Raw genomic sequence first — 24335 nt, forward strand, 5'->3', positions numbered from 1 at the left:
GTGACGTATCGTCCCCCGTGGCGGATCTATGCCATGTACCTGTCTCGTCTCCGTCAACTCTCCACAAAGCCCTGTCATTTACGACAGGGTGAGCGGTCATCCGGTACCGAATTCCGGACTCTCTCTTTCAATTACAGGGATGCTGATGACCAAGGAATCCCCCAGCTCCATACCCGGGGCGAGACGAGCCGCGCGCATAGCGGCCGCTGCCGGCCTGGCCGCCGCCCTCGCGGCCTCCGGCGCGGCACCGGTGTTCGCCGTCGACGACCCGGCACCGGCACCCGTCAAACCGGCCGCCACGAGCGACCGGGGCGACAAGCTCGGCAAGGCCGACGCCGAAGTTCTGGCGAAGGCCGAAGCCAAGGGCGAGAAGAACATCACGATGATGATCGCCACCACCCCGGGGGCGACCGAGCAGGTGGCCGAGCAGCTCGACGCCGTCAAGGGGTCCGTGCTCGGCCAGACCTACGACAAGCTCGGCTACGTCCGGGCGACGGTGCCGACCAGCACCGCCGAGGCCACCATCGAGGCGGCCTCCAAGCTCAAGTCCGTGCTCGGCATCGATCTCAAGCAGGAGATCAAGCTGGACGACCCGACGCCCGCGGGCGACCGGGCCACGGGCGCCAAGCAGCTCAAGGCCACCGGCAGTTACCCGGCGCCGGGCAAGAACACCCCGGCCGCCAACCCGTACAACCCGTCCTTCGAGACGGGCGCGGTCGACTTCGTCAAGAAGAACCCGAAGGCCGACGGTCGCGGAATCACCATCGGTGTCCTGGACTCCGGTGTCGACCTCGGCCACCCGGCGCTGAAGAAGACCACCACCGGCGAGCGCAAGATCGTCGACTGGGTCACCGCCACCGACCCGGTCAACGACGGCGACGGCACCTGGCTGCGGATGACGCAGACCGTGACCGGACCGACGTTCACGGCCGCCGGGAAGACCTGGACCGCCCCGGAGGGCAGCTACAAGTTCGCCACCTTCGCCGAGTCGGCCACCACCGGCGGCGACATGGCGGGCGACCTCAACCGCGACGGTGACACCACCGACGTCTGGGGCGTGCTCTACGACCCGGTCAAGGGCACCGTCCGGGTCGACCTGAACGAGAACGCGGACTTCTCCGACGACAAGGCCCTCAAGCCGTACAAGGACAAGTTCCAGGTCGAGTACTTCGGCGAGGACGACCCGCGCACCAAGGTCGTCGAGCGCATCCCGTTCGTCGTCGAGACCCGCAAGAACGTGGTCTACAACGCGGCCGGCGCCAAGGCCGACTACGTCAACATCGGTGTCATCGAGGGCTCGCACGGCACGCACGTCGCGGGCATCACCGCGGCCAACGGCCTGTTCGGCGGCGCGATGAACGGCGCGGCGCCCGGCGCCAAGATCGTCTCCTCGCGCGCCTGCACCTGGTCGGGCGGCTGCACCAACATCGCGCTGACCGAGGGCATGATCGACCTCGTCGTCAACCACGGTGTCGACATCGTCAACATGTCGATCGGCGGCCTGCCGCCGCTGAACGACGGCAACAACGCCCGTGCCGAGCTCTACAAGCGCCTCATCGACATCTACGGCGTCCAGCTCGTCATCTCGGCCGGCAACAGCGGTCCGGGCCTCAACACCATCGGTGACCCGGCCCTGGCCGACCACGTCATCTCGGTGGGCGCGTCGATCTCCAAGGAGACCTGGGCCGCGAACTACGGCTCCAACGTCACCAAGAAGTACGACATGCTCCCCTTCTCCTCGCGCGGTCCCCGTGAGGACGGCGGCTTCACGCCGACCATCTCGGCCCCGGGCGCGGCGATCAACACCACCCAGACCTGGGCCGAGGGCGGTCCGGTCAAGGAGGCGGGCTACGCCCTGCCGCCCGGCTACTCGATGCTCCAGGGCACCTCGATGGCCTCGCCGCAGGCCGCCGGTGCCGCCGCCCTGCTGCTCTCCGCCGCGAAGCAGAAGGACCTGGAGCTGCCCCCGGCCGACCTGCGGGTCGCGCTGACCAGCTCGGCGAGCCAGATCAAGGACGTGCCCGCGCACGTCCAGGGCTCCGGCCTGATCGACATCGTCGCCGCCTGGAAGCTCATCACCAAGAAGGGCAACCCGGCGCACGAGTACAAGGTGAAGGCCCCGGTCGACACCGCGATCGACTTCGCGCTCAAGGACCCGGGCTTCGGCACCGGCCTCTACGACCGTGAGGGCGGCCTCAAGGTCGGCGAGACGAAGGTCTACGAGATCACCGTCACCCGCACCACCGGCCCGGACCGCAACGTCCAGCACAAGCTGTCGTGGAAGAACAACGACGGCACCTTCAAGCTGAGCAGCCCCGAGTACGTCTCGCTGCCGCTCGACACCCCGGTGAAGCTGAAGGTCACGGCGAAGGCCAAGAAGGCCGGCGTGCACAGCGCCATCCTGGAGCTGGACGACAACAAGACCATCGGCATCGACCACCAGGTCATGTCCACGGTCGTCGTCGCCAACGAGCTGAACGGCCCCGGCTACGCGTTCAAGTCGTCGAGTTCGGTGCAGCGCAACAGCACCACCTCGTACTTCTTCAACGTGCCGGAGGGCGCCAAGACCCTTGAGGTCGCCCTCAGCGCGCTGCGCTCGGGCAGCCAGACCCGGTTCATCGCCCTGCACCCGTACGGGACGCCGGTCGACCCGACCTCCACGGTCAACTGCTACCCGAACTACGAGAACCCGGCCAACACCTGCCGCCCGGACGTGCGCTCCTACAAGGACCCGTTCCCCGGCGTGTGGGAGGTCGAGGTCGAGTCGCGCCGTACGTCGCCGCTGCTGGACAACCCGTTCAAGCTGGACGTGTCGATCCTCGGCGCCACCTTCGACCCGGCGGTGCAGACCATCGCCGAGGCGAAGATCGGTGCCCCGGCCGCGGTGAACTGGAAGGTCACCAACACGGCCGCGCCTCTTGAGGGCAAGCTCAAGGGCGGCTCGCTGGGCTCGGCCAAGGTCGACAAGCCGTCGATCTCCACGGGCCAGACCCGCCAGACCACGGTCACCATCGGTGCGGGCGTCGAGAAGCTGGACTTCGCCATCGGCGGTACGTCGGACGCCAACGCCGACCTCGACCTGTACGTCTTCCGGGGCGCGACCCAGGTCGGCAGCGGCACCACCGCCGGCTCGGAGGAGAAGGTCAGCCTGGCCAACCCGGCCGCCGGTACGTACACGGTGATCGTCGAGGGCTACTCGGTTCCGTCCGGGTCGACCACGTACGACTACCGCGACGTGTACTACTCGGCCTCACTCGGCACCCTGAAGGTCGACGCGTCGAAGACCTACAGCCTGGCGAACGGCGCCTCGGCGCAGGTCGGCGCCGAGGTCGTGGTCGCCGGTGCGGCTCCCGAGGGGCGTCAGTTCTTCGGTGAGGTCCAGCTGGTCAACGCGCGCGGCACCGCCGCGGGCACCGGCAGCGTCGTGATCGAGAAGGTCACGCCGTAACAGCTCCACCGGTAAGGCAGCGGGGCGGGCGCTCTCCACGAGCACCCGCCCCGCTGTACGTGTTCATGCTCACACCCTGGGGAGGGCGACCGCAGATGTTCCCCTTGGCACACACGGCCGATGCAGAATCTGTGGCCCTCGCCCGATGAGTCCGCAGGTCGGACAGTGGATTGGACAAGCCGGGCCCGGTCATACGCATCATGGAGCGGCAAACGGGCCGCACAGCCGCACAGGTGTACAGAACAGAGGAGTCCTCGTGAAGGTCGGAATCGTCGGCGCCACCGGTCAGGTCGGCACAGTCATGCTCAGGATCCTGGCCGAGCGGGACTTCCCGGCCGACGAGCTGCGGCTGTTCGCCTCCGCCCGGTCCGCGGGCTCCACGATCGACTTCAAGGGCTCCGCCATCACCGTCGAGGACGCCTCCACGGCCGACTACACCGGCCTGGACATCGTGCTGTTCTCCGCCGGCGGCGCGACCTCCAAGGCGCTGGCCGAGAAGGTCGCCGCCCAGGGCGCCGTGGTGATCGACAACTCCTCCGCCTGGCGCAAGGACCCCGAGGTCCCGCTCGTCGTCTCCGAGGTCAACCCGCACGCGGCCCGGGTCCGCCCCAAGGGGATCATCGCCAACCCGAACTGCACCACGATGGCCGCGATGCCCGTGCTGCGCCCGCTGCACGCCGAGGCCGGTCTCGAAGCGCTGACCGTCGCCACCTACCAGGCCGTCTCCGGCTCCGGGGTGGCCGGCGTGGCCGAGCTGCACGGCCAGGCGTCCAAGGTCGTCGCCGACGCCGAGAAGCTGGTCCACGACGGCGAGGCCGTGGACTTCCCCGAGCCCGGCGTCTACAAGCGCCCCATCGCGTTCAACGTGCTGCCGCTGGCGGGCTCCATCGTGGACGACGGTTCGTTCGAGACGGACGAGGAGCAGAAGCTCCGCAACGAGTCCCGCAAGATCCTGGAGATCCCGGAGCTGAAGGTCTCCGGGACCTGCGTCCGGGTCCCGGTCTTCTCCGGCCACTCGCTCCAGATCAACGCCCGCTTCGCCCGCCCGATCGGTGTGGAGCGCGCCTACGAGCTGCTGAAGGACGCCGAGGGCGTGGAGCTCTCGGAGATCCCGACCCCGCTCCAGGCGGCGGGCAAGGACGCCTCCTTCGTGGGCCGCATCCGGGTCGACGAGACCGTGGACAACGGCCTCGCCCTCTTCGTCTCCAACGACAACCTGCGCAAGGGCGCGGCGCTGAACGCCGTCCAGATCGCGGAGCTGGTGGCGGCCGAGCTGAAGGGCTGACGCGCGGCCCTTCATGCGGACGCGGACCCTTTACGCGCACGCGTACGCAAGGGGCGGTCACCGGAGTCCGGTGACCGCCCCTTGCGTACCCGCCTCAGGGCCGCCGCACCTCGAAGTGGAGGCACCCGTACTCCACCGCCCGTACGTGCACCAGCGCCACCTCCGGGTCCGCGAACGCCTCGTCGAAGGCGGCGTCGAAGCCCTTCTCCGCCTCGGCCGGGAGCTCCAGCAGCCGGCCGCCGGTGATGTGCCCGCGCGTGTCATAGCGGCGGACCGTGCGCAGTGCGCCGGGGCGCGAGAACGGGTAACCGGGGCTCTCCGGGTCCGGGCCCGCGCACTCCTCGGCGTGGATGAAGACGGGGCCCTGTTCGTCGTACGCCCCCGGGGCCGCCCCGGTCGCGGCCGCCCAGCGGCGCAGCGGGGCGTAGGAGACCAGGGCGATGCGCTCCCCCGGCTCGCCGCCGCGCAGGCAGCAGCGCAAGGGGGCCCCGCCGCCCGTCTCCGTGTACGGGGCACAGGGGCGGCCCGCGTCGTCGGTGACGCGGAGCTCGGCGAGGGCGGCGGGCGCGATGGGGCGGGCCTCGTACCGCACGACGGGTCGGTGCTCGTTCCCGGCGCTGGGGCGGGGCTCGTTTCCTGTGCTGGGGCGGCGCTCGTATCCGGTCATGGTCCGAGCGTCTCCCCCGGAGCCGTCCGCGTCCGGCGGAAAACGGACATCGCGCTGAGTGCTCGGCACGTGGAAGGATGACGGGAACGCCGCATATCAAGTCGCACACCTAGGAGATGACCGCGTGCCTGGCACGAATCTGACCCGCGAAGAGGCACAGGAGCGGGCGCGCCTGCTGACCGTGGACGCGTACGAGATCGATCTCGACCTCTCCGGAGCGCAGGAGGGCGGCACCTACCGGTCCGTGACCACCGTGCGCTTCGACTCCGCGGAGGCCGGTGCCGAGACCTTCATCGACCTGGTCGCCCCGGCCGTCCACGAGGCCGTGCTCAACGGTGAGGCGCTGGACGTCGCCGCCGTGTTCCGCGACTCGCGGATCGCCCTGGCCGGGCTGCGCGAGGGCGCCAACGAGCTGAAGGTCGTCGCCGACTGCGCGTACACCAACACCGGTGAGGGTCTGCACCGGTTCGTCGACCCGGTCGACGAGCAGGCCTATCTGTACACCCAGTTCGAGGTGCCGGACGCCCGGCGTGTCTTCGCCTCGTTCGAGCAGCCGGACCTGAAGGCCACGTTCCGGTTCACCGTGAAGGCCCCTCCGGCTGGACGGTCATCTCGAACTCGCCGACGCCCGAGCCGAAGGCCGACGTCTGGGCGTTCGAGCCGACGCCGCGCATCTCCACGTACATCACGGCCCTCATCGTCGGCCCGTACCACTCGGTGCACAGCAGCTACGAGCAGGACGGCCGGTCCGTCCCGCTCGGCATCTACTGCCGCCCCTCGCTCGCCGAGTACCTGGACGCGGAGGACATCTTCGCCGTCACCCGGCAGGGCTTCGCGTGGTTCCAGGAGAAGTTCGACTACGCGTACCCGTTCGCCAAGTACGACCAGCTCTTCGTGCCGGAGTTCAACGCGGGCGCGATGGAGAACGCGGGCGCGGTCACCATCCGCGACCAGTACGTCTTCCGCTCCAAGGTGACGGACGCGGCGTACGAGGTGCGGGCCGAGACGATCCTGCACGAGCTGGCCCACATGTGGTTCGGCGACCTCGTGACGATGGAGTGGTGGAACGACCTCTGGCTGAACGAGTCGTTCGCCACCTACACCTCGATCGCCTGCCAGGCGGACGCCGAGGGTTCCCGGTGGCCGCACTCCTGGACCACGTTCGCCAACTCCATGAAGACCTGGGCGTACCGGCAGGACCAGCTGCCCTCCACGCACCCGATCATGGCGGACATCCGGGACCTGGACGACGTCCTCGTCAACTTCGACGGCATCACGTACGCCAAGGGCGCCTCGGTGCTCAAGCAGCTCGTCGCGTACGTCGGCAAGGACGCGTTCTTCCAGGGTGTGCAGGCGTACTTCAAGGCGCACGCCTTCGGCAACACGCGCCTCTCCGACCTGCTGGGTGCGCTGGAGAAGACCTCCGGCCGGGACCTGAAGACCTGGTCGAAGGCGTGGCTGGAGACGGCCGGGATCAACATCCTGCGCCCGGAGATCGAGACCGACGAGGACGGTCACGTCACCTCCTTCACCGTCCTCCAGGAGGCCCCGGCGCTGCCCGCCGGCGCCAAGGGCGAGCCGACGCTGCGCCCGCACCGGATCGCGGTCGGCTGCTACGACCTGGACGCGGACGGCAAGCTCGTCCGGACCGACCGGATCGAGCTGGACGTCGACGGCGAGCGCACCACCGTGCCGTTCCCGGAGAACACCGCCCGTCCGGCGGTCATCCTGCTCAACGACGACGACCTGTCGTACGCGAAGGTCCGCCTCGACGAGGAGTCGCTGCGGGTCGTCACCGAGCACCTGGGCGACTTCACCGAGTCGCTGCCGCGCGCCCTGTGCTGGGCCTCCGCCTGGGACATGACCCGCGACGGCGAGCTGGCGACCCGCGACTACCTCTCGCTGGTGCTCTCGGGCATCGGCAAGGAGTCGGACATCGGCGTCGTCCAGTCGCTGCACCGGCAGCTGAAGCTGGCCCTGGACCTGTACGCGGCGCCGGAGACCCGGGAGGCCGCGCTCAACCAGTGGACGGACGCGACGCTGGCGCACCTGCGGGCGGCGGAGCCGGGCAGCGACCACCAGCTGGCGTGGGCCCGCGCCTTCGCGGCGACGGCCCGCAACCCGCAGCAGCTGGACCTGCTCCAGTCGCTGCTGGACGGTTCGGAGGTGATCGAGGGCCTCACCGTCGACACCGAGCTGCGCTGGACGTTCGTACAGCGGCTGGCGGCGGTCGGGCTGCTGGACGAGGAGGAGATCGCCGCCGAGTACGAGCGCGACAGGACTGCGGCGGGCGAGCGCCACGCGGCCGTGGCCCGGGCGGCGCAGCCCTCGGAGGAGGCCAAGGCTCAGGCGTGGGCCTCGGTCGTGGAGTCCGACAAGCTGCCCAACGCGCTCCAGGAAGCGGTCATCAGCGGCTTCGTCCAGTCGGACCAGCGCGAGCTGCTGGCCCCGTACACGGAGAAGTTCTTCGCCGCGGTGAAGGACGTCTGGGACTCGCGCAGCCACGAGATGGCCCAGCAGATCGCGGTGGGCCTCTTCCCGGCCTTCCAGGTCTCCCAGGAGACGCTGGACGCCACCGACGCGTGGCTGGCCTCGGCCGAGCCGAGCGCGGCCCTGCGCCGGCTGATGTCGGAGTCGCGGTCGGGCGTGGAGCGCGCCCTGAAGGCCCAGGCGGCGGACGCGGCGGCGGCCACGGCGTAGTCCGTACGGTGCTCCTGGGGGCGTCCTCTCCGCCGCGGCGGCGGGGGCGCCCCCTCGGCGTTCACTCCCGCTCGGGCGGGGGAGCCACGACGAGGGGCCGGTCCTCGCCGGACCGGACCAGGGCCACGGCCTCCTCGGCCGGAGTTCCGGCGGGCGCGGTCAGGACGAGGGTGATCTCCGAGGCCCGCTCGTACGCGTCGGGTTCGACGCACGCCCGGACGCGCAGCAGCCGCAGCGCCGCCGGATCGGCGTCGGACCGCTCGGGAAACCGTTCGGCGCCGCCCTCCGGCCCGTCGAGCAGGGCGGGGTACGCGACGATGTCCACGGTGAGCTGCCGGCCCTCCAGTCGCCGTTCGGCCCAGCCGTCGGTCCGCACCAGGTAGAGGCAGCCGTCCCCCTCGTAGCCGTACGGGACGAGCCCGGCCACGGCCCTCTCCTGGTGGCCCTCCTCCTCCGTGACGACCACGACGAGCGTGGTGCAGTCCGGATCGTCCGGATCCAGTCCGGCACACAGCAGCGCCTCCGCCATCTGGCTCCCCCGGGTGGTGTGCGGTCGGTTCCGGTCCCGTGCAGGGTAGCGCCCGCCGGGGCCACGCCTGCGGCAGGTGTCCGCGCGCGGTGGGGGCTCCCGTGACCTACGGTCCGAAGGGTCGTCGCAGGATGCTTCGGTCGCAGGTCACGGGAGGGTCGATGCCGGGCTTCGCCGCTGTCCCGGTCGCGCTGGCCCTGTGCGCGGGGCTGCTGACGGGCCCGGCCGCCGCGGAGCCCCGTAGCGAGTGCCGCGCGGGCCCGGCGGGCTGCTACGGCCTCTATACCTACGGGTACAGCCTCGGTCTGCACCCCTTCACCAGCCCACACGCGGTCCGGGCCCAGCTGACCGACCACTTCTGGCTCTTCCCGGTGAGCGGCGGCTGCGCGGGCCGGATCCGGGCGGGCGCGCGCTGCGAGCTGCTGGGCGGCAACCCGGTGGAGGTCGAGTACATCGGGAACGACTTCTTCCAGATCAACACCCTGCCGGGCCACCAGCTGGGCCGGGGCCTGCACATCCGGTTCGCGTTCTCGCGGACGCTCGGCTTCCACACCCTGACCGTCCGCGCCTGGCAGGACCGGCCCACCGACTGCACGGGCGAGGTGTTCTGCAACGGGGTGAACAGCGCGTTCGCCTGGGGCACCTGGCGGGTGCTGGCCCGGACGCTGCGGCTCTCCGCGTACGCCGCCTGAGCCGCCGGCCCCGTTGGAGACCGCCCGGCGGGCGGGCGCCGGAGCGCAGCCGTCCGCCGGGCGGTGGCAAAGGGCTACGCGGCGGACTCCTCGTAGCGGCGGGTGAGCTCGGCCGTGCCGGACTCCGTGAAGCCGCCGTGCAGCCGCATCCGGGCCACCCCGCCGTCGGGGAAGGCGTCGAGGCGGACATGGGTGACGACGGCCTGGGCGCGGAGCACGAAGCGGTGCGGGGTGTCGGGCTGGAGGCGGGTGCGCGGGATGATCTCGAACCACTCGCCGGTGTCGCCGTTGCGGCCCTGGAGGGCGATCCAGCCGGCGGAGTTGCCCTTGAGGTAGGCGGTGTCGATCTCGACCGCGCGCACGGCGCCCTGGGCGGGGAGGCGGAAGCGGACCCAGTCGTTGGTGTCGCGGACCCGGCGGCGGCGGTTCTCCCAGCCGTCGTCCATCTTGCGGGAGGTGCCCGGCAGGATGATCTGGGTCGGCGAGGAGTAGAAGCGGTCGGAGGCGTCCTCGTACGTACCGCCGTTGAGGACCGAGATCAGGTCGACGGTGCCGAGCGCGGCGATCCAGGCCGGGTCGGGGACGACCTCGCCGTGGACCCGGAGGCGGGCTATGCCGCCGTCGGGGTGCTGGCAGAGCCGGAGGTGGGTGTAGCGGCGGCCGCCGGTGATCTCGAAGGCGTTGGCCGCGTGGCCCCGTACGGGGGTGGGCGGAAGGATCTCCTCCCACTTCACGTCGTCGGCGAGCAGCTCCTCGGGGCTCGGGGCGCCTTCGACGGCGGTGGCCTGCACGGATACGCGCTGGGGTAGTTGCCCCGGAAGTGGGCGGTGTCCACGATCAGGCCGCGCACGATGCCGGGGGCGCCGAGGCGGACGATCGCCCAGTCGTGGTCCTCGGGGGCGGGGAAGGGGTTCCCGGCGTCGGCGCCACGGCGGCGGCGGGTCTCCCAGCCGTCCATGATCTTGCCCTTGTGGCCGAAGTGCTCGGGGTCGAAGGCGGCGCGCTCACGCAGGAGGAGGTTCTCGCGCTGGGCGAAGAACTCGTCGTTGGCGGCGATCACTCCGGCGCCGAGGCGGCGGTCGGCGAGGTCGACCAGCTCGGTGAAGGGGAGGTCGCCCGCCTCGCGGTAGTCGGCGTAGGGGTCGCCGCCGCCGTAGGGCGCGGCGTCATTGGCGTGGGGGTCGGTGTCGGGGTTCTGGAATGTGGTCTCACTCGCGTCGAAGGTCATGGCCCTACCTTCGCGCCGACGGACCCATCAGGTCCATCGAAAGTTCTCGTAGATACTGTTCAGCTCAGCTGAACGATGCGGCGATGTCCGTGAGCGCCTTGAGCACCCGGGCCACCGCCGGGCCCGTCTCCGCACCGTGCCGGACCGCCGCCACCACGTGGCGGCGCGGCTGGTCCGCCTCCAGGACCCGCATCACCACGCCCTCGCGCCGCTGCTCCCGGGAGGCCATCCGGGGGACGAGCGCGATGCCCATGCCCGCCTCGACCAGGGCCAGGATCGCGGTCCAGCCGGCGGCGCTGTGGGCCTGCTCGGGGACGAAGCCCGCCGCCTCGCAGGCGGCCGTGGTGATCTCGGACCAGGGGCCCGAGCCACCGAAGATCCAGCGGTCGGCGGCCAGGTCGGCGAGGCGCAGCGCGGGCGCGCCGGCCAGCGGGTGGGCGGCCGGGAGCGCCACGTCCAGCGGGTCGGCCAGCAGCGGGAAGAGAGAGAAACGGGGGTCGCGGGCGGTCGGGGCGTGGGCGGCCAGCGAGAGCGCCAGATCCACCTCGCCCGCGGTGAGCAGCTCGTACGCCTGGGCCGCCTCCGCCTCCCGTACGCGTACGTCGGGTCCCGGGCGGTCATCGGCGCGCAGCAGCCGCACGGCGGGGACGACGAGGGCGGGCACGGCGGTGGAGAACGCGCCGACCCTCACCTCGCCCGCCTCGCCGCGCAGATAGCCGGTGAGTTCGGCGTCCGCCCGTTCCAGCTGGGCGAAGACCGCCTCGGCGTGGCGCAGGACGAGGTGGGCGGCGTCGGTGAGACGGACCCGGCGGCCCTGCGGCTCCAACAGCTCCACGCCGAGCTGCCTGGCCAGGTTGGTGAGCTGCTGGGAGACGGCCGAGGGGGTCATCAGGAGCGCCTCGGCGGTCGCCGTCACGGTGCCCCGGTCGCGCAGGGTGCGCAGGATGCGGAGCTTCTTGACGTCCCACTCGGTCATGGCCGCAACCTACCGGGGCGCCGTCCGAGCCGGCCGAGCCCTCCGTGCCGTCCGGCGCCGGACACGCGGATGCGCCGCGCGGTAGCTCCTACCGGCGGCGCATCCTTTGTACGGGTGCGGGTCAGACCTGCTTCTTGGACTTGTCCAGGACCATGACCAGGGCCGTGATCGCCAGGAAGATGACGATGGGCGCCAAGACGTAGAGGCCGATGGTCTCCATCGCGCTGAGGCCCGGACCCGGGTCGTCACCGTCGTCGCGGGTGAGCGCGAGAGCCGGGGCCGACATGAGCAGCATCATCAGCGTCGTCCCGGTCGCAACGACGCCGGCGCGCATAGCGTTCTTCTTGTCCACGGTGCAAACGTAGCGAACGGCTAGGCGGGGCGCTCGCCCGGGGGTGCCGTACGGGCCTTCGCGGGCCGCAGGACCTCCATCAGGCCGTGCAGCCGGGGCGAGGCGGCGATCTCCTCCAGGGTGACGGGGTGGCCCTCCGGATCGGCGATGGGCAGCCGCCAGTTGGGGTACTGGTCCCAGGTGCCGGGGAGGTTCTGCGGGCGGCGGTCGCCCACGGTGTCGGGGAGCCAGACGCCGGTCATCCGGGCGGGGGTGGCGAGCAGGAAGCGGTGGACCGCGCGGACGGCCGCCTCCTCGTCGCCGTCGCCCTCGGGGAGCATCCGCAGCCGGGCGAGGAGGGCCAGCCACTCCGCCGTACCGGTGACGTCCTCGGTGAGCTCCTCCTCCAGGGGACGGGTGAGCAGGCCGAGACGGTGGCGGAGCGTCACATGGTCGCCGCTCAGCCGGGCGGCGGTGGAGGGCAGATCGTGGGTGGTGGCGGTGGCGAGGCAGTCGCGGCGCCACTGCTCGGGGGCCAGCGGTCGGCCGTCGCCGTCCCAGTCGCGCTCGAACCAGAGCACGGAGGTGCCGAGCACCCCGCGCCGGGCGAGCGCCTCGCGGACGCCGGGCTCCACCGTGCCGAGGTCCTCGCCGACGACGACGGCACCGGCGCGGTGGGCCTCCAGGACGAGGACGGCGAGCATCGCCTCGGCGTCGTACGCGACATACGTGCCGTCGGTGGGCGGGTGGCCCTGCGGCACCCACCAGAGCCGGAAGAGGCCCATGACGTGATCGATGCGCAGGGCGCCCGCATGGGCCAGCAGGCCGCGCAGCAGGCCCCGGAAGGCGGCGTAACCGGTGGCGGCGAGGGCGTCGGGGCGCCAGGGCGGCAGGCCCCAGTCCTGGCCGCGCGCGTTGAAGGCGTCCGGGGGCGCGCCGACGGACATGCCGTGGGCGAAGGCGTCCTGCCGGGCCCAGGTGTCGGCGCCCGCCGGGTGTACACCGACGGCCAGGTCGTGGACGATCCCGACCTCCATCCCGGCGTCCTCGGCGGCCCGCTGGGCGTCGGCGAGCTGGGTGGCGGTCAGCCAGGCGAGGCGACAGTGGAGGTCGACCCGGTCCAGCAGCTCGGAGCGGGCGCGGGCGGTCCCCGGGGAGCGGGGGTCGCGCAGGGGCTCGGGCCAGCTGTGCCAGTCGGGCCCGTGCACCTCGGCGAGCGCGCACCACAGGGCGTGGTCCTCCAGGGCCTGGCCCTGCTCGGCGAGGAAGTCGCAGTAGGCGGCGCGGCGGCCGGGCGTGAGGGGCACCTCGGCGATCAGCTCCAGGGCCTGCCGCTTGAGCTCCCAGACGGCGTCCCGGTCGATCAGGGCGCCCTTGTTGAGCACGGCCTCGCTGAGGGCGGCGGCGTCCTGGTGGAGGTCCTCCAGGGTGGTGCGGTCGCGGACGTGCCCGTACTCCGGGATCGACTCGACGTGCAGGTGCACGGGGTCGGGGAAGCGGCGCGAGGAGGGCCGGTACGGGGAGGGGTCGGTGGGCTTCCCGGGCACGGCCGCGTGCAACGGGTTGACCTGGACGAACCCGGAGCCGAGGGTGCGCCCGGCCCAGGCGGCGAGGTCGGCCAGGTCGCCGAGGTCGCCCATGCCCCAGGAGCGGGCCGAGAGCAGGGAGTAGAGCTGGACCAGGAAGCCGTGGGTGCGCTCGGGCGGCTGCGGGACCCGGGCCGGGGCGACGACGAGGGTGGCGGTGGCCTCGTGGTGGTCGGGCGTACGGACGTGGACGCGGTGGACGCCGTACGGGGGGCGGCTCCAGCCGGGCGGGGGCCCGGCCGTCCCCGAGGCGCCGTCCGCGGCCCCCGGGGCCCTCAGGGACGAGGCGGCCTCCGGGACCTTCCAGGAGGTGGCGGGCGCGGGGGGCCCGCCCGCCGGCTCCGGCTCGACCGTGACGGTCGAGCCGGCCGGCAGCGCGGTCAGCGCGGGCGGCAGCGGCTCACCGGCCCAGACCACCACGGTGGGCGGCAGCAGGCGCGAGCGGGACTCCGCGGCGACGAGTGACCTCCGTACATCCTCCGGAGTGCCGGCGTCCACGCCCAGCGCGGCGAGCACGGCGATCACCGTGTCGTCGGGGACGGACACCGTGACATCCGGGGACGGGGAGTAGGAGGTGGCGACACCGTGCAGTGCGGCGAGCCGGGACAAGCCCATTCAGACTCCTGGAAACTCCATGCCCCCTGCGGTGCCGGGTGCGGTCGGCTCGCTGGTCAGAGGGGCGACGGCGGCGAGCGGAGGCTCGCTCGTGAGCGGGGTGGCATCGGCGAGCGGGGGCTCGCTGGTCAGCGGTGCGGCCTCGGCGAAGGACGATTCGCCGAGCTGGAGCGGGATATCGGCGAGCGGCGGCCCGCTGATCAGGAAGGCGACATCGGCGAGGGGAAGTCCGCTGGTGAGCGGTGCGGGATCGGCTTGGGCGGGTACCTGTTTGGAGAGGGCGGAGAGCAGAAGCTGCGCGGATGCGGGCATGGTGGCCTCCTGGCCGTGGAGAACAGGACCTTGAGGGCCTACCCAGACCTCGCATGCCCAGACCTGGACGTGACCTACCCGTCATGTACGCCGTCATGACGGCGTACATGTTGAGACAACGAGCCCAACGTGCCGTGGGTCACATTCCGTTCCCCCGTACGGCAGGCATGGACTGTTTTCAGCCACTCCCGTCAGCCACACCCGCCCCACCAGGCGCGAAGGCGTCACCATTCCCGGCAAATCCGGCAGAACAGCCATGCGCATTGACACCCTCGCGCACGGGTGGTGGGCTCGGACCCCACTCAGGCCTTTCGAGGGAGCGCGACGTGCGGATCGGGCGCAGGAAGCAGGCCACGGCCATTGCCGTCGCTGTGATCGGCGGGCTGCTGAGCCCCTTCGCACCGGCCGCGACCGCCGCCCCCGCCGACCCGGGCAAACCCCCCGCCACCGCGCCCGACCGCGCCGACAGCGCACAGCCGCCCGCCGTCTGGCCCCGGCCGCAGAGCATCAAGGCCACCGGCCCGGCCCTGCCGCTCGGTACCGAAGCCACCGTCGTCGCCGAGCCGGGCGCCGATCCGTACGCCGTGGAGGAGCTGCGCTCCCTGCTGCGCGCGGCCGGTGTCACGGCCCTGCACGAGAGCCTGCCCGGCCGCGGGCCCCTGGTCCGGATCGGCGGCCCGGGCGCCGGGGAGGCGCTGCGGGCGCTGCGCGCACCCGACCGCGCCGATCTGCCCGCAGGCGGCTACCGGATCGCGTCCGGCCAGGTCGCCGGCCGCGCCACCGTGGCCCTGGACGGGCTCGGCGAGGACGGCCTGTTCCACGCGGTCCAGACGCTGCGGCAGCTGGTGAGCGGCGGCGCCGTGGCCGGGGTCATGGTGCGGGACTGGCCGGGCAGCGCCGTACGCGGCATGGCCGAGGGGTTCTACGGACAGCCCTGGACCCAGGAGGAGCGGCTGGCGCAGCTCGCCTTCATGGGCCGCACCAAGCAGAACCGCTACCTCTACGCGGCGGGCGACGACCCCTACCGGCTGGCCCGCTGGCGGGAGCCGTACCCGGCCCAGAAGCGGACCGAGTTCCGGGCGCTGGCGCGGAAGGCCGAGGCCGAGCATGTGACGCTCGGCTGGGCCGTCTCGCCCGGGCAGGCCATGTGCATGGCCTCCGACCAGGACGTCCGGGCGCTGACCAAGAAGATCGACGCGATGTGGGCGCTGGGCGTGCGGGTCTTCCAGCTCCAGTTCCAGGACGTCAGCTACAGCGAGTGGCACTGCGACCTGGACGCCGAGACGTTCGGCAACGGCCCCAAGGCTGCGGCCCGTGCCCAGGCGAAGGTGGCCGGGGCGGTCGCCGGCCACCTGGAGGAGCGCCATCCGGGCGCGGCCCCGCTCTCGGTGCTGCCGACGGAGTTCTACCAGGACGGGGCCACCGACTACCGCACGGCGCTCGCCGCCGAGCTGGACGACCGGGTGCAGGTGGCCTGGACGGGCGTCGGGGTCGTACCGAAGAAGATCACCGGCGGTGAGCTGGCCGGGGCGCGCGCCGCGTTCCGCCACCCGCTGGTGACCATGGACAACTACCCGGTCAACGACTACGCCCAGGACCGGATCTTCCTCGGCCCGTACACCGGCCGCGACCCGGCGGTGGCGAGCGGTTCGGCGGCGCTGCTGGCCAACGCGATGGAGCAGGCGTCCGCCTCGCGCATTCCGCTGTTCACCGCGGCCGACTTCGCCTGGAACCCGAAGGGTTACCGCGCGGACGAGTCCTGGCAGGCGGCGATCGACGATCTGGCGGGCGGTGACACGGGGGCCCGGGAGGCGCTGCGGGCGCTGGCGGGCAACAGCGCGGACTCGGTGCTCGGCTCGGAGGAGTCCGCCTATCTGCAACCCCTGTTCGCCGCGTTCTGGCAGTCCCGGGCGGCCGCCGCCCCGGTACGTGAGCGGGCGGCGCGCGAGCTGCGGGCGGCCTTCACCGTGATGCGGCAGGCCCCCGACCGGCTCGCCACCCCCGCCGAGGGGCGCCTGGCCGAAGAGGTGCGCCCCTGGACCGAGCAGCTGGCCCGCTACGGCCACGCGGGGGAGATCGCCGTGGACCTGCTCCAGGCCCAGGCGGCAGGCGACGGGGCGGCCGCCTGGCGGGCCCAGCTGGCGCTGGAGCCGCTGCGCCAGGAGATCGCCGCGGGCCGGGCCACGGTCGGCAAGGGCGTGCTGGACCCCTTCCTGGACCGGGCCGAGAAGGCCGCCGACGGCTGGAACGGGGTCGACCGGACCGGTGGCCGGGTGACCAAGGACACCCACAGCTACACGGTCCGGCTGGACCGGGCCCGCCCGGTGGAGGCCGTGACGGCGCTCGCCGAGCCGGGACCCGCCCTGACCGGCGCGGTCGTGGAGGCCCACGTTCCGGGCGAGGGCTGGCGGGCGCTGGGGCAGCTGTCCCCGACCGGCTGGACCCAGACCGCCGCGAAGGGGCTGCGCGCCGATGCCGTACGGGTCACGGTCCCCGAGGAGGCCCGGACCACGCCCCCGTCGTACCTGAGCCCCAGCCTGCCCTCGGCCCCCGCGATCCCGGCGGGCACCCCGCGGCTGCGCGCCCTGGTGCCGTGGTTCGGCGACGAGCCCGCCGCCACCCTCGACCTGGCGCACGGCGAGACGGACGCGGAGATCGGCGGCGAGCCGCAGCGGGTCGCGGCGCGGCTGGCCGGGCGGCGTCCGGCCGAGGTGAAGGGCGCGCTGACCGCGAAGGCCCCCAAGGGCATCGAGGTGCGGGTCCCGAAGCAGACGACGGTGCCGCGCGGATCGCACACCGAGGTGCCGGTGGACATCACCGTTCCGGCGGACACCCCGGCGGGTGAGTACGAGGTGCCGCTGACCTTCGGCGGCCAGGAGTCCACGCTGACCGTGCGGGCCTTCCCGCGTACGGGCGGCCCGGATCTGGCACGTACGGCCAAGGCCTCGTCCTCGGGCGACGAGACCCCGGACTTCCCGGCCTCCGCCGCCTCGGACGGCGACCCGGAGACCCGGTGGTCCTCGCCGGTGGAGGACGGCGCGTGGTGGCAGACCGAGCTGGAGCAGCCGGTGCGGCTGGGGCAGGTGGTGCTGTCCTGGCAGGACGCGTACGCCACCGGCTACCGCATACAGGTCTCCGCCGACGGCCGCACCTGGCGCACCGCGGCGACCGTCCGGGAGGGCCGGGGCGGGCGCGAGTCGGTGCGGATGGACGCGAAGGACACGCGGTTCATCCGGGTGCAGGGCGACGCCCGGGCGACGCAGTACGGCTACTCGCTGTGGTCGGTGGAGGCGTACGCCGTCGCCGAGTGACCTCCGGCGTACGCGGTCGCGCCCTGGCGTACCCGGTCGCGGGGCGACCCGTACCGCAGGCCCGGCCGGGGGACGACGAAGGCCCGGTCTCAGGCGGAGACGCCGTCGATCCGGGCCATCACGTCGTCCGCGCCGAACGGTTGCAAGTACGGCAGCCAGCGCGGGTCGCGGTGTCCGGTCCCGATGATCCGCCAGGCCAGGCCGGTCGGCGGGGCGGGCTGGTGGCGCAGCCGCCAGCCGAGCTCGGGGAGATGACGGTCGGCCTTGACGTGGTTGCAGCGGCGGCAGGCCGCCACCACGTTGTCCCACGCGTGCTGTCCACCGCGGCTGCGCGGGATCACGTGGTCGACGCTGGTCGCGGCGGCCCCGCAGTACATGCAGCGCCCCCCGTCCCGGGCGAACAGCGCCCGGCGCGTCAGGGGAACGGGCCCCCGGTAGGGGACCCGCACGAAGCGCTTGAGCCGGACCACGCTGGGCGCGGGCACGGCACGGGTGGCACTGTGCAGGAAGGCGCCGGTCTCCTCGAGGCAGATGGCCTTGTTCTCGAGGACGAGGACGAGCGCGCGGCGGAGCGGTACGACGCCGAGCGGCTCGTACGACGCGTTGAGAACCAGGACGTGCGGCACGGTGGATGCCTCCTTGTACGCCGGCGGCGCGTGGCTCGCGCCGGGACGATCCGATCTCAGTCTCTCCTCATGCCTGGTCGAAGCGCCACCACGTAGGGGTAACGGGCCGGGAGGATTTTTCTCACCCTCCGCCACGGCGGGCGCCGGCCCGGCTCCGGAGCGGTGCCTCACCAGGGCGGCCGCGCGCACTGTGCGATCGGCCACAGCACGCCTTTCCCCGGTGAGACCTGTCTCTCCCCGAGGACGGCAACGAACCGCTCCCCCGGCTTCGTTAGTGTTATCGGTCAACCGTCGTCCTTCTGGAGGTCCCCGCCGTGCACCTGTCCGTCCTCTTGGCCGCAGCGCCGTCACCCGAGCCGGGCGGCTCGCTTGAGGAAGCCGCCGAGCAGGCCGGGAACGCCGCGGGGTGGGTCGAGGAGAACTGGTCCACCTGGCTGAGCACCGGTCTGCGGATCCTGCTGATCGTGGCTATCGCGGTCACGCTGCGCTATCTGATCCGCCGCGCTCTGACCAATCTGATCGACCGGATGAACCGCAGCGCCCAGGCGGTGGAGGGCACGGCGCTGGGCGGCCTCCTGGTGAACGCGGAGCGCCGACGTCAGCGCTCGGAGGCGATCGGCTCGGTCCTGCGGTCGGTGGCCTCCTTCATGATCATGGGAACGGCCGCGCTGATGGTGCTGGGCGCCTTCAAGATCAACCTGGCGCCACTCCTCGCTTCTGCCGGCGTCGCCGGTGTCGCGCTCGGTTTCGGCGCCCGCAACCTGGTCACAGACTTCCTCTCCGGCGTCTTCATGATCCTGGAGGACCAGTACGGGGTCGGGGACACGATCGACGCGGGGGTGGCCTCCGGTGAGGTCATCGAGGTCGGCCTGCGGGTCACCAAGCTGCGCGGCGACAACGGCGAGATCTGGTACGTCCGCAACGGCGAGGTCAAGCGGATCGGCAACCTCAGCCAGGGCTGGTCCACCGCCGGCGTCGACGTCACGGTCCGCCCGACGGAGAGCCTGGAGCACGTCCGCGAGGCGATCTCCACCGCCGCCGAGGCCATGGCGAAGGACGAGCCCTGGTCGGAGCGGCTGTGGGGCCCGGTGGAGGTGCTCGGCCTGGACGCGGTCCTGCTGGACTCCATGACGCTCCGGGTCACCGCGAAGACGATGCCGGGCAAGTCGGTGGGCGTGGAGCGCGAGCTGCGCTGGCGCATCAAGCAGGCGCTGGACGACGCGGGCATCCGCATGATCGGCGCGGTGCCGCTCCAGGCGGAGGGCGAGTCCACGGCGGACCCGACGGCGGCGATGGCGGCCCCCTCGGCGTACGCGTCGGCCACCTCCCCGCAGTCGATGGCGGCGACGCCGATACCGCCGCAGACCAACCTGAACAAGTAGGCCCGTGCCGCGACGCCCCCGGCCGCCCCTGGAACCCAGGAAGGCGGCCGGGGGCGTCCGCGTGCCCCGGCGCCCGAGGTAACGCTTTCATTTCCGGACAGACGTCCCCCATTGACGCCCCGGTGACCTGCGTCTTACCGTCCTCCCAGATTAGGAAACTTTCCTAACAGAGTCGACGAGGGTGGGGCATCCACGATGACGGGAACCACACCGGGCACCCCCCGGGTGCTGCGGGCCATGAACGACCGGGCCGCCCTCGATCTGCTGCTGGAGCACGGGCCCCTCTCCCGCACCCGGATCGGCAAGCTGACCGGTCTCTCCAAGCCCACCGCCTCCCAGCTCCTCGCCCGGCTGGAGGCGGCCGGGCTGGTCGTCGCCACCGGCACCAGTGAGGGGCGGCCCGGGCCCAACGCGCAGCTCTACACCGTGAACGCGCGCGCCGCCCACGTCGCCGGACTCGATGTGAACGAGCGGCGCATCATCGCCGCCGTCGCCGATGTGACCGGGGCGAGCGTCGGGCAGTTCGAGCTGGCGACGCCCGGGCGGCGCGCCGACAGCGTGGTGCGGCAGGTCGCCAACGCGTTGGACGGGGCGGTGAAGGAGGCCGGGCTGACCCGCGCCGACATCCACCGGGTCGTGATCGGCACCCCGGGCGCCTTCGACCCGAGCACCGGGCGGCTGCGGTACGCCTCGCACCTGCCCGGCTGGCACTCCCCCACGCTCCTGGACGAGCTGGCCGCCTTCCTGCCGATGCCGGTGGAGTACGAGAACGACGTCAACCTGGTCGCCGTGGCCGAGCAGCGCCTCGGTGCGGCCCGCGGCCACGAGGACTTCGTGCTGCTGTGGAACGAGGAGGGCCTCGGCGCCGCCCTCGTCATCAACGGGCGCCTGCACCGCGGCTTCACCGGCGGCGCGGGCGAGGTCGGCTTCCTGCCGGTGCCCGGCACCCCCCTCGTACGCCAGGTCGTCAAGGCCAACAGCGGCGGCTTCCAGGAGCTGGCGGGCGCCCAGGCGGTGCCCCGGATCGCCAAGGCGCTCGGCATCGACCCCCCGCAGCAGCCGCACGCCAAGGCCGCCGCCATCCTGCTGGAGCGGGCGGCCGCGGCGTACGAGCAGGACGAGGCGCTGACCGAGCTGCTCGGCCAGTACGCCCACCGGCTCGCCACCGGTCTCGCCTCCGTCACCGCCGTCCTGGACCCCGGCGTCATCGTGCTCTCCGGCGGCGCGCTCGCCTCCGGCGGCGAGGTCCTGCGCTCCCTGATCCAGTCCGAGCTGGCCGAACTCGCCGCCTCCCGGCCCCGGCTGGTCGTCGGCGAGATCGACCGCACCCCCGTGCTGCGCGGCGCCCTGGAGAGGGCGCTCGCCGACACCCGCGACGAAGTGTTCGACACCTCGCGCTGAACCGACCCCCGTACCCGTCCCTGCCGTCTGCCTCTCTTCCCCGCCCCTGGGAGCTCTGTCATGCGCACAAGCCGTCTCACCACCACCGCTGTCGCCGTCGCCGCGATATCGGTTCTCGCCACCGCGTGTACCGGTCAGTCCGAGGCCGGAGCCACCGACGACCCGAAGGCGAGGACCACGATCAACTTCTGGCACGGCTGGAGCTCGCCCGCCGAGGTCAAGGCCGTCCAGGACAACATCGACCGGTTCGAGAAGGCCCACCCGAACATCACGGTGAAGGTCTCCGGCAACATCAACGACGACAAGCTCAACCAGGCGCTGCGCGCGGGTGGTTCGAACGGGCCGGACGTCGTCTCCTCCTTCACCACCGCCAACGTCGGCAAGTTCTGCTCGTCGGGCGCCTTCGCCGACCTCGGGCCGTTCATCGAGAAGTCGGACCTGGACCTGGAGAAGACGTTCCCCAAGGTCCTCCTCGACTACACCCAGTTCGAGGGCAAGCGGTGCGCCCTGCCGCTGCTCACGGACGCGTACGGCCTCTACTACAACAAGGACGCCTTCAAGAAGGCCGGGATCACCGCCCCGCCGAAGACGATGTCCGAGCTGGCGAGCGTCGCCGAGAAGCTGACGGTGGAGAAGGGCGACAGCTACCAGCAGCTCGGCTTCATGCCGAACTTCCACGGTTACGAGACCGTCGCCGACCACTACCTCTCCTCGTGGGACCACAGGTACTTCGACGAGAACGGCAAGTCGAACATCGCCAAGGACCCGGCGTTCGCGGAGATGTTCACGTACCAGAAGAAGCTCGTGGAGGACCTCGGCGGCTACGCGAAGCTGGAGAAGTACCGCGGCACCTTCGGTGACGAGTGGGGCGCCAAGCACCCCTTCCACACCGGCCAGGTGGCCATGCAGCTGGACGGCGAGTGGCGGCTCGGGATGGCCGAGGACGCCGGGGCCGGCTTCGAGATCGGCGTCGCGCCGATGCCCGTCGCCGACGACGAGGCGGACAGCTACGGCAAGGGCTTCCTCTCGGGCACGATCGTGGGCATCGCCCCGGCCGGCAAGAAGCAGAACGCCGCGTGGGAGCTGGTGAAGTACATGACCAGCGACACGGAGGCGGTCGTCAACTTCGCCAACGGCATCCGCAACGTGCCCTCCACCTTCGAGGCGCTGAAGTCGCCCGACCTGAAGTTCGACCCGCGCTTCAAGACCTTCCTGGACATCGCCCAGCACCCGAAGTCCAGCACGCCTGACGGGGCCGTCAACGGCTCCACGTACCAGCAGACCCTCCAGGACTTCGGCTACCAGTACGAGAAGGGCGCGGTGAAGGACCTCCAGGCCGGTCTGGAGAAGACCGCGAAGCAGATCGACACCGACATCGCCAAGGCCAAGTAGCCGACGATGACGACGCACACCCTCCGCTCCAAGCGCCGCCGGTCGGCGCTGCGGAACGCGGCCTTCATGTCGCCGTGGCTGATCGGGTTCTCGGTCTTCTTCGCGTACCCGATGGTCTCGACGGTCTACTTCTCCTTCACGGAGTACGACGGGTTCGGGGCGCCGGTCTTCAACGGGCTGACGAACTGGACGTACGTCTTCCGCGACTACCCGATGTTCTGGCCGTCGCTGTGGAACACGCTCTGGCTGGTGGTCGTCATGGTCACCTGCCGGGTCGTCTTCGGGCTAGGGATCGGGCTGCTGATCACCAAGATCAAGACGGGGACGGGCGTCTTCCGGACGCTGTTCTACCTCCCGTACCTGGCCCCGCCCGTCGCCGCGACGCTCGCCTTCGTCTTCCTGCTCAACCCGGGCACCGGCCCGGTCAACGCGATCCTCGGCGATCTGGGGCTGCCGACGCCCGGCTGGTTCAACGACGCCGCCTGGTCCAAGCCTGCCCTCACCATGCTCGCGGTCTGGGGCATCGGGGACCTGATGGTCATCTTCATGGCCTCGCTGCTGGACGTGCCGACCGAGCAGTACGAGGCGGCCGAGCTGGACGGCGCCTCCGCCTGGCAGAAGTTCCGCTTCGTGACCCTGCCGAACATCGCGCCGATCGTGCTGTTCGCCGTGGTGACGGGCGTCATCCAGGCGATGCAGTACTACACCCAGCCGCTGGTGGCCGGAAAGGTCGCCTCCGGCGTCATCGGCGGCTCAGGACAGTCCTTCGAACCCGGCTATCCCGACAAGTCGACACTCACCCTTCCCCAGCTCGTCTACAACCTCGGCTTCCAGCGCTTCGACTACGGCGCCGCCTGTGTCGTCGCCCTCATCCTGTTCGCCCTGGCCATGGCCTTCACCGCGCTGCTCATGCGGGGCCGCAACAACCTGATCCAGGCCGGTGACTGAGCCATGCCCCAACTCCTCGACAAGCCCGCCCCCGCCTCCCCGGCGAAGGCCCCGCGCACGCCGGCCGCGCGCACCGCACGCCGTAAGGCGCTGCTGCACTGGATCGCCGTCCACTCACTCGGGATCGCCGCCGCGCTCTTCTTCGTGCTGCCGTTCGTCTTCGTGGTGCTGACCTCGCTGATGAACGACCAGCAGGCGCTCACCCGCGACCTCACCCCCAACACCTGGGAGTGGGGCAACTACGAACGCGTCTTCAACACCCCCGGCTTCCTTACTTGGTGGCGCAACACCCTCTTGTACGCGGGACTCGGCACCGTACTCACCGTCGTGTCGTCCATCCCCGTGGCGTACGCGCTGGCGAAGTTCCGCTTCCGGGGCCGCAAGCTGTCCCTGATGCTCGTCATCTCGATGATGATGCTGCCGCCGCAGGTCGTCATCATCCCCATGTACCTGTTCTGGGCGAAGCAGATGGACCTCTCCGGCACCCTGTGGCCGCTGATCATCCCGATGGCCTTCGGTGACGCGTTCTCCATCTTCCTGCTGCGGCAGTTCCTTCTGACCATCCCGAACGAGTACCTGGACGCGGCCAAGGTGGACGGGTGCGGTGAGTTCCGCACGCTGATCAAGGTCGTCCTGCCGATGGCCAAGCCCGGCATCGCGGCCATCGCCCTCTTCCAGTTCTTCGCCGCCTGGAACGACTACTTCGGACCACAGATCTACGCCTCCGAGAACCCGGCCGCCTGGACGCTCAGTTACGGCCTGGAATCCTTCAAGGGCGCGCACCACACCGACTGGAACCTGACCATGGCCGCGACCGTTCTGGTCATGGCCCCCGTGATCGCCGTCTTCTTCTTCGCTCAGAAGGCATTTGTCGAGGGCGTCACACTCACCGGAGTAAAGGGCTGA

At 71.7% G+C, this 24335-nt stretch carries 16 protein-coding genes and 2 pseudogenes; 10 read left to right on the forward strand and 8 right to left on the reverse strand.

Annotation, left to right across the window (positions count from 1 at the left end):
- Window positions 1-139 precede the first annotated feature (139 nt).
- Both D6270_RS10450 and D6270_RS10455 read left to right on the forward strand, forming a co-directional pair.
- Window positions 140-3448, forward strand: coding sequence for a S8 family serine peptidase (locus D6270_RS10450; RefSeq protein WP_204117134.1), 3309 nt, complete (start codon window positions 140-142; stop codon window positions 3446-3448).
- A gap of 256 nt (window positions 3449-3704) precedes the next feature.
- Complete coding sequence (locus tag D6270_RS10455) at window positions 3705-4733, forward strand: aspartate-semialdehyde dehydrogenase (protein WP_109165664.1); 1029 nt, start codon at window positions 3705-3707, stop codon at window positions 4731-4733.
- Window positions 4734-4827: 94 nt separating this feature from the next.
- Here the strand turns inward: D6270_RS10455 and D6270_RS10460 are convergent, their stop codons facing one another.
- Window positions 4828-5400, reverse strand: coding sequence for a DUF1203 domain-containing protein (locus D6270_RS10460; protein ID WP_202418328.1), 573 nt, complete (start codon window positions 5398-5400; stop codon window positions 4828-4830).
- Window positions 5401-5524: 124 nt separating this feature from the next.
- On the opposite strand from D6270_RS10460, the pseudogene pepN reads away from it, so the two are divergent.
- A pseudogene (gene pepN, locus D6270_RS10465) lies at window positions 5525-8100 on the forward strand (aminopeptidase N).
- Between the two features lie 61 nt (window positions 8101-8161).
- Here pepN and D6270_RS10470 read toward each other — a convergent pair.
- The gene (locus tag D6270_RS10470; protein WP_109165662.1) at window positions 8162-8629 is read right to left on the reverse strand and encodes a hypothetical protein; all 468 of its coding nucleotides are present in this window, start codon (window positions 8627-8629) and stop codon (window positions 8162-8164) included.
- Window positions 8630-8790: 161 nt separating this feature from the next.
- On the opposite strand from D6270_RS10470, the gene D6270_RS10475 reads away from it, so the two are divergent.
- Window positions 8791-9321 carry a hypothetical protein gene (locus tag D6270_RS10475; RefSeq protein ID WP_109165661.1) on the forward strand — a complete coding sequence of 177 codons (531 nt, stop codon included), beginning with the start codon at window positions 8791-8793 and terminating at the stop codon, window positions 9319-9321.
- 74 nt (window positions 9322-9395) lie between these two features.
- Here the strand turns inward: D6270_RS10475 and alc are convergent.
- From alc to D6270_RS10500, 5 genes and pseudogenes are all read right to left on the reverse strand, one after another.
- Window positions 9396-10549, reverse strand: a pseudogene (gene alc, locus D6270_RS10480) (allantoicase).
- Between the two features lie 64 nt (window positions 10550-10613).
- On the reverse strand, window positions 10614-11525 hold the full coding sequence (locus D6270_RS10485; RefSeq protein WP_109165659.1) for a LysR family transcriptional regulator: 912 nt from the start codon (window positions 11523-11525) through the stop codon (window positions 10614-10616).
- 121 nt (window positions 11526-11646) lie between these two features.
- Window positions 11647-11877 (reverse strand): hypothetical protein, encoded by a 231-nt coding sequence (locus D6270_RS10490; RefSeq protein WP_109165658.1) that lies wholly within the window; start codon window positions 11875-11877, stop codon window positions 11647-11649.
- A 20-nt stretch (window positions 11878-11897) separates the two neighbouring features.
- Complete coding sequence (malQ, locus tag D6270_RS10495) at window positions 11898-14057, reverse strand: 4-alpha-glucanotransferase (protein ID WP_109165657.1); 2160 nt, start codon at window positions 14055-14057, stop codon at window positions 11898-11900.
- Window positions 14058-14369 carry a hypothetical protein gene (locus tag D6270_RS10500; RefSeq protein ID WP_109165656.1) on the reverse strand — a complete coding sequence of 104 codons (312 nt, stop codon included), beginning with the start codon at window positions 14367-14369 and terminating at the stop codon, window positions 14058-14060. It lies immediately after the preceding gene.
- Window positions 14370-14695: 326 nt separating this feature from the next.
- Between D6270_RS10500 and D6270_RS10505 the strand changes: the two genes are divergently transcribed.
- Window positions 14696-17680 (forward strand): glycoside hydrolase family 84 protein, encoded by a 2985-nt coding sequence (locus D6270_RS10505; protein WP_109165655.1) that lies wholly within the window; start codon window positions 14696-14698, stop codon window positions 17678-17680.
- Between the two features lie 89 nt (window positions 17681-17769).
- Here the strand turns inward: D6270_RS10505 and D6270_RS10510 are convergent, their stop codons facing one another.
- Entirely contained in the window at window positions 17770-18306 is a 537-nt protein-coding gene (locus D6270_RS10510; RefSeq protein WP_031122726.1) for an HNH endonuclease, read from the reverse strand.
- A 314-nt stretch (window positions 18307-18620) separates the two neighbouring features.
- Between D6270_RS10510 and D6270_RS10515 the strand changes: the two genes are divergently transcribed.
- From D6270_RS10515 to D6270_RS10535, 5 genes are all read left to right on the forward strand, one after another.
- On the forward strand, window positions 18621-19688 hold the full coding sequence (locus tag D6270_RS10515; RefSeq protein ID WP_109165654.1) for a mechanosensitive ion channel family protein: 1068 nt from the start codon (window positions 18621-18623) through the stop codon (window positions 19686-19688).
- Window positions 19689-19883: 195 nt separating this feature from the next.
- Window positions 19884-21089, forward strand: coding sequence for an ROK family transcriptional regulator (locus D6270_RS10520; RefSeq protein ID WP_109165653.1), 1206 nt, complete (start codon window positions 19884-19886; stop codon window positions 21087-21089).
- Between the two features lie 60 nt (window positions 21090-21149).
- Window positions 21150-22481: an ABC transporter substrate-binding protein gene (locus D6270_RS10525; RefSeq protein ID WP_109165652.1), complete on the forward strand. Its 1332-nt coding sequence runs from the start codon at window positions 21150-21152 to the stop codon at window positions 22479-22481.
- A 6-nt stretch (window positions 22482-22487) separates the two neighbouring features.
- Window positions 22488-23429 (forward strand): carbohydrate ABC transporter permease, encoded by a 942-nt coding sequence (locus D6270_RS10530; RefSeq protein ID WP_109165651.1) that lies wholly within the window; start codon window positions 22488-22490, stop codon window positions 23427-23429.
- 3 nt (window positions 23430-23432) lie between these two features.
- Window positions 23433-24335, forward strand: coding sequence for a carbohydrate ABC transporter permease (locus tag D6270_RS10535; protein WP_109165650.1), 903 nt, complete (start codon window positions 23433-23435; stop codon window positions 24333-24335).

Source organism: Streptomyces griseus subsp. griseus, from assembly GCF_003610995.1.
Lineage (GTDB): Bacteria > Actinomycetota > Actinomycetes > Streptomycetales > Streptomycetaceae > Streptomyces.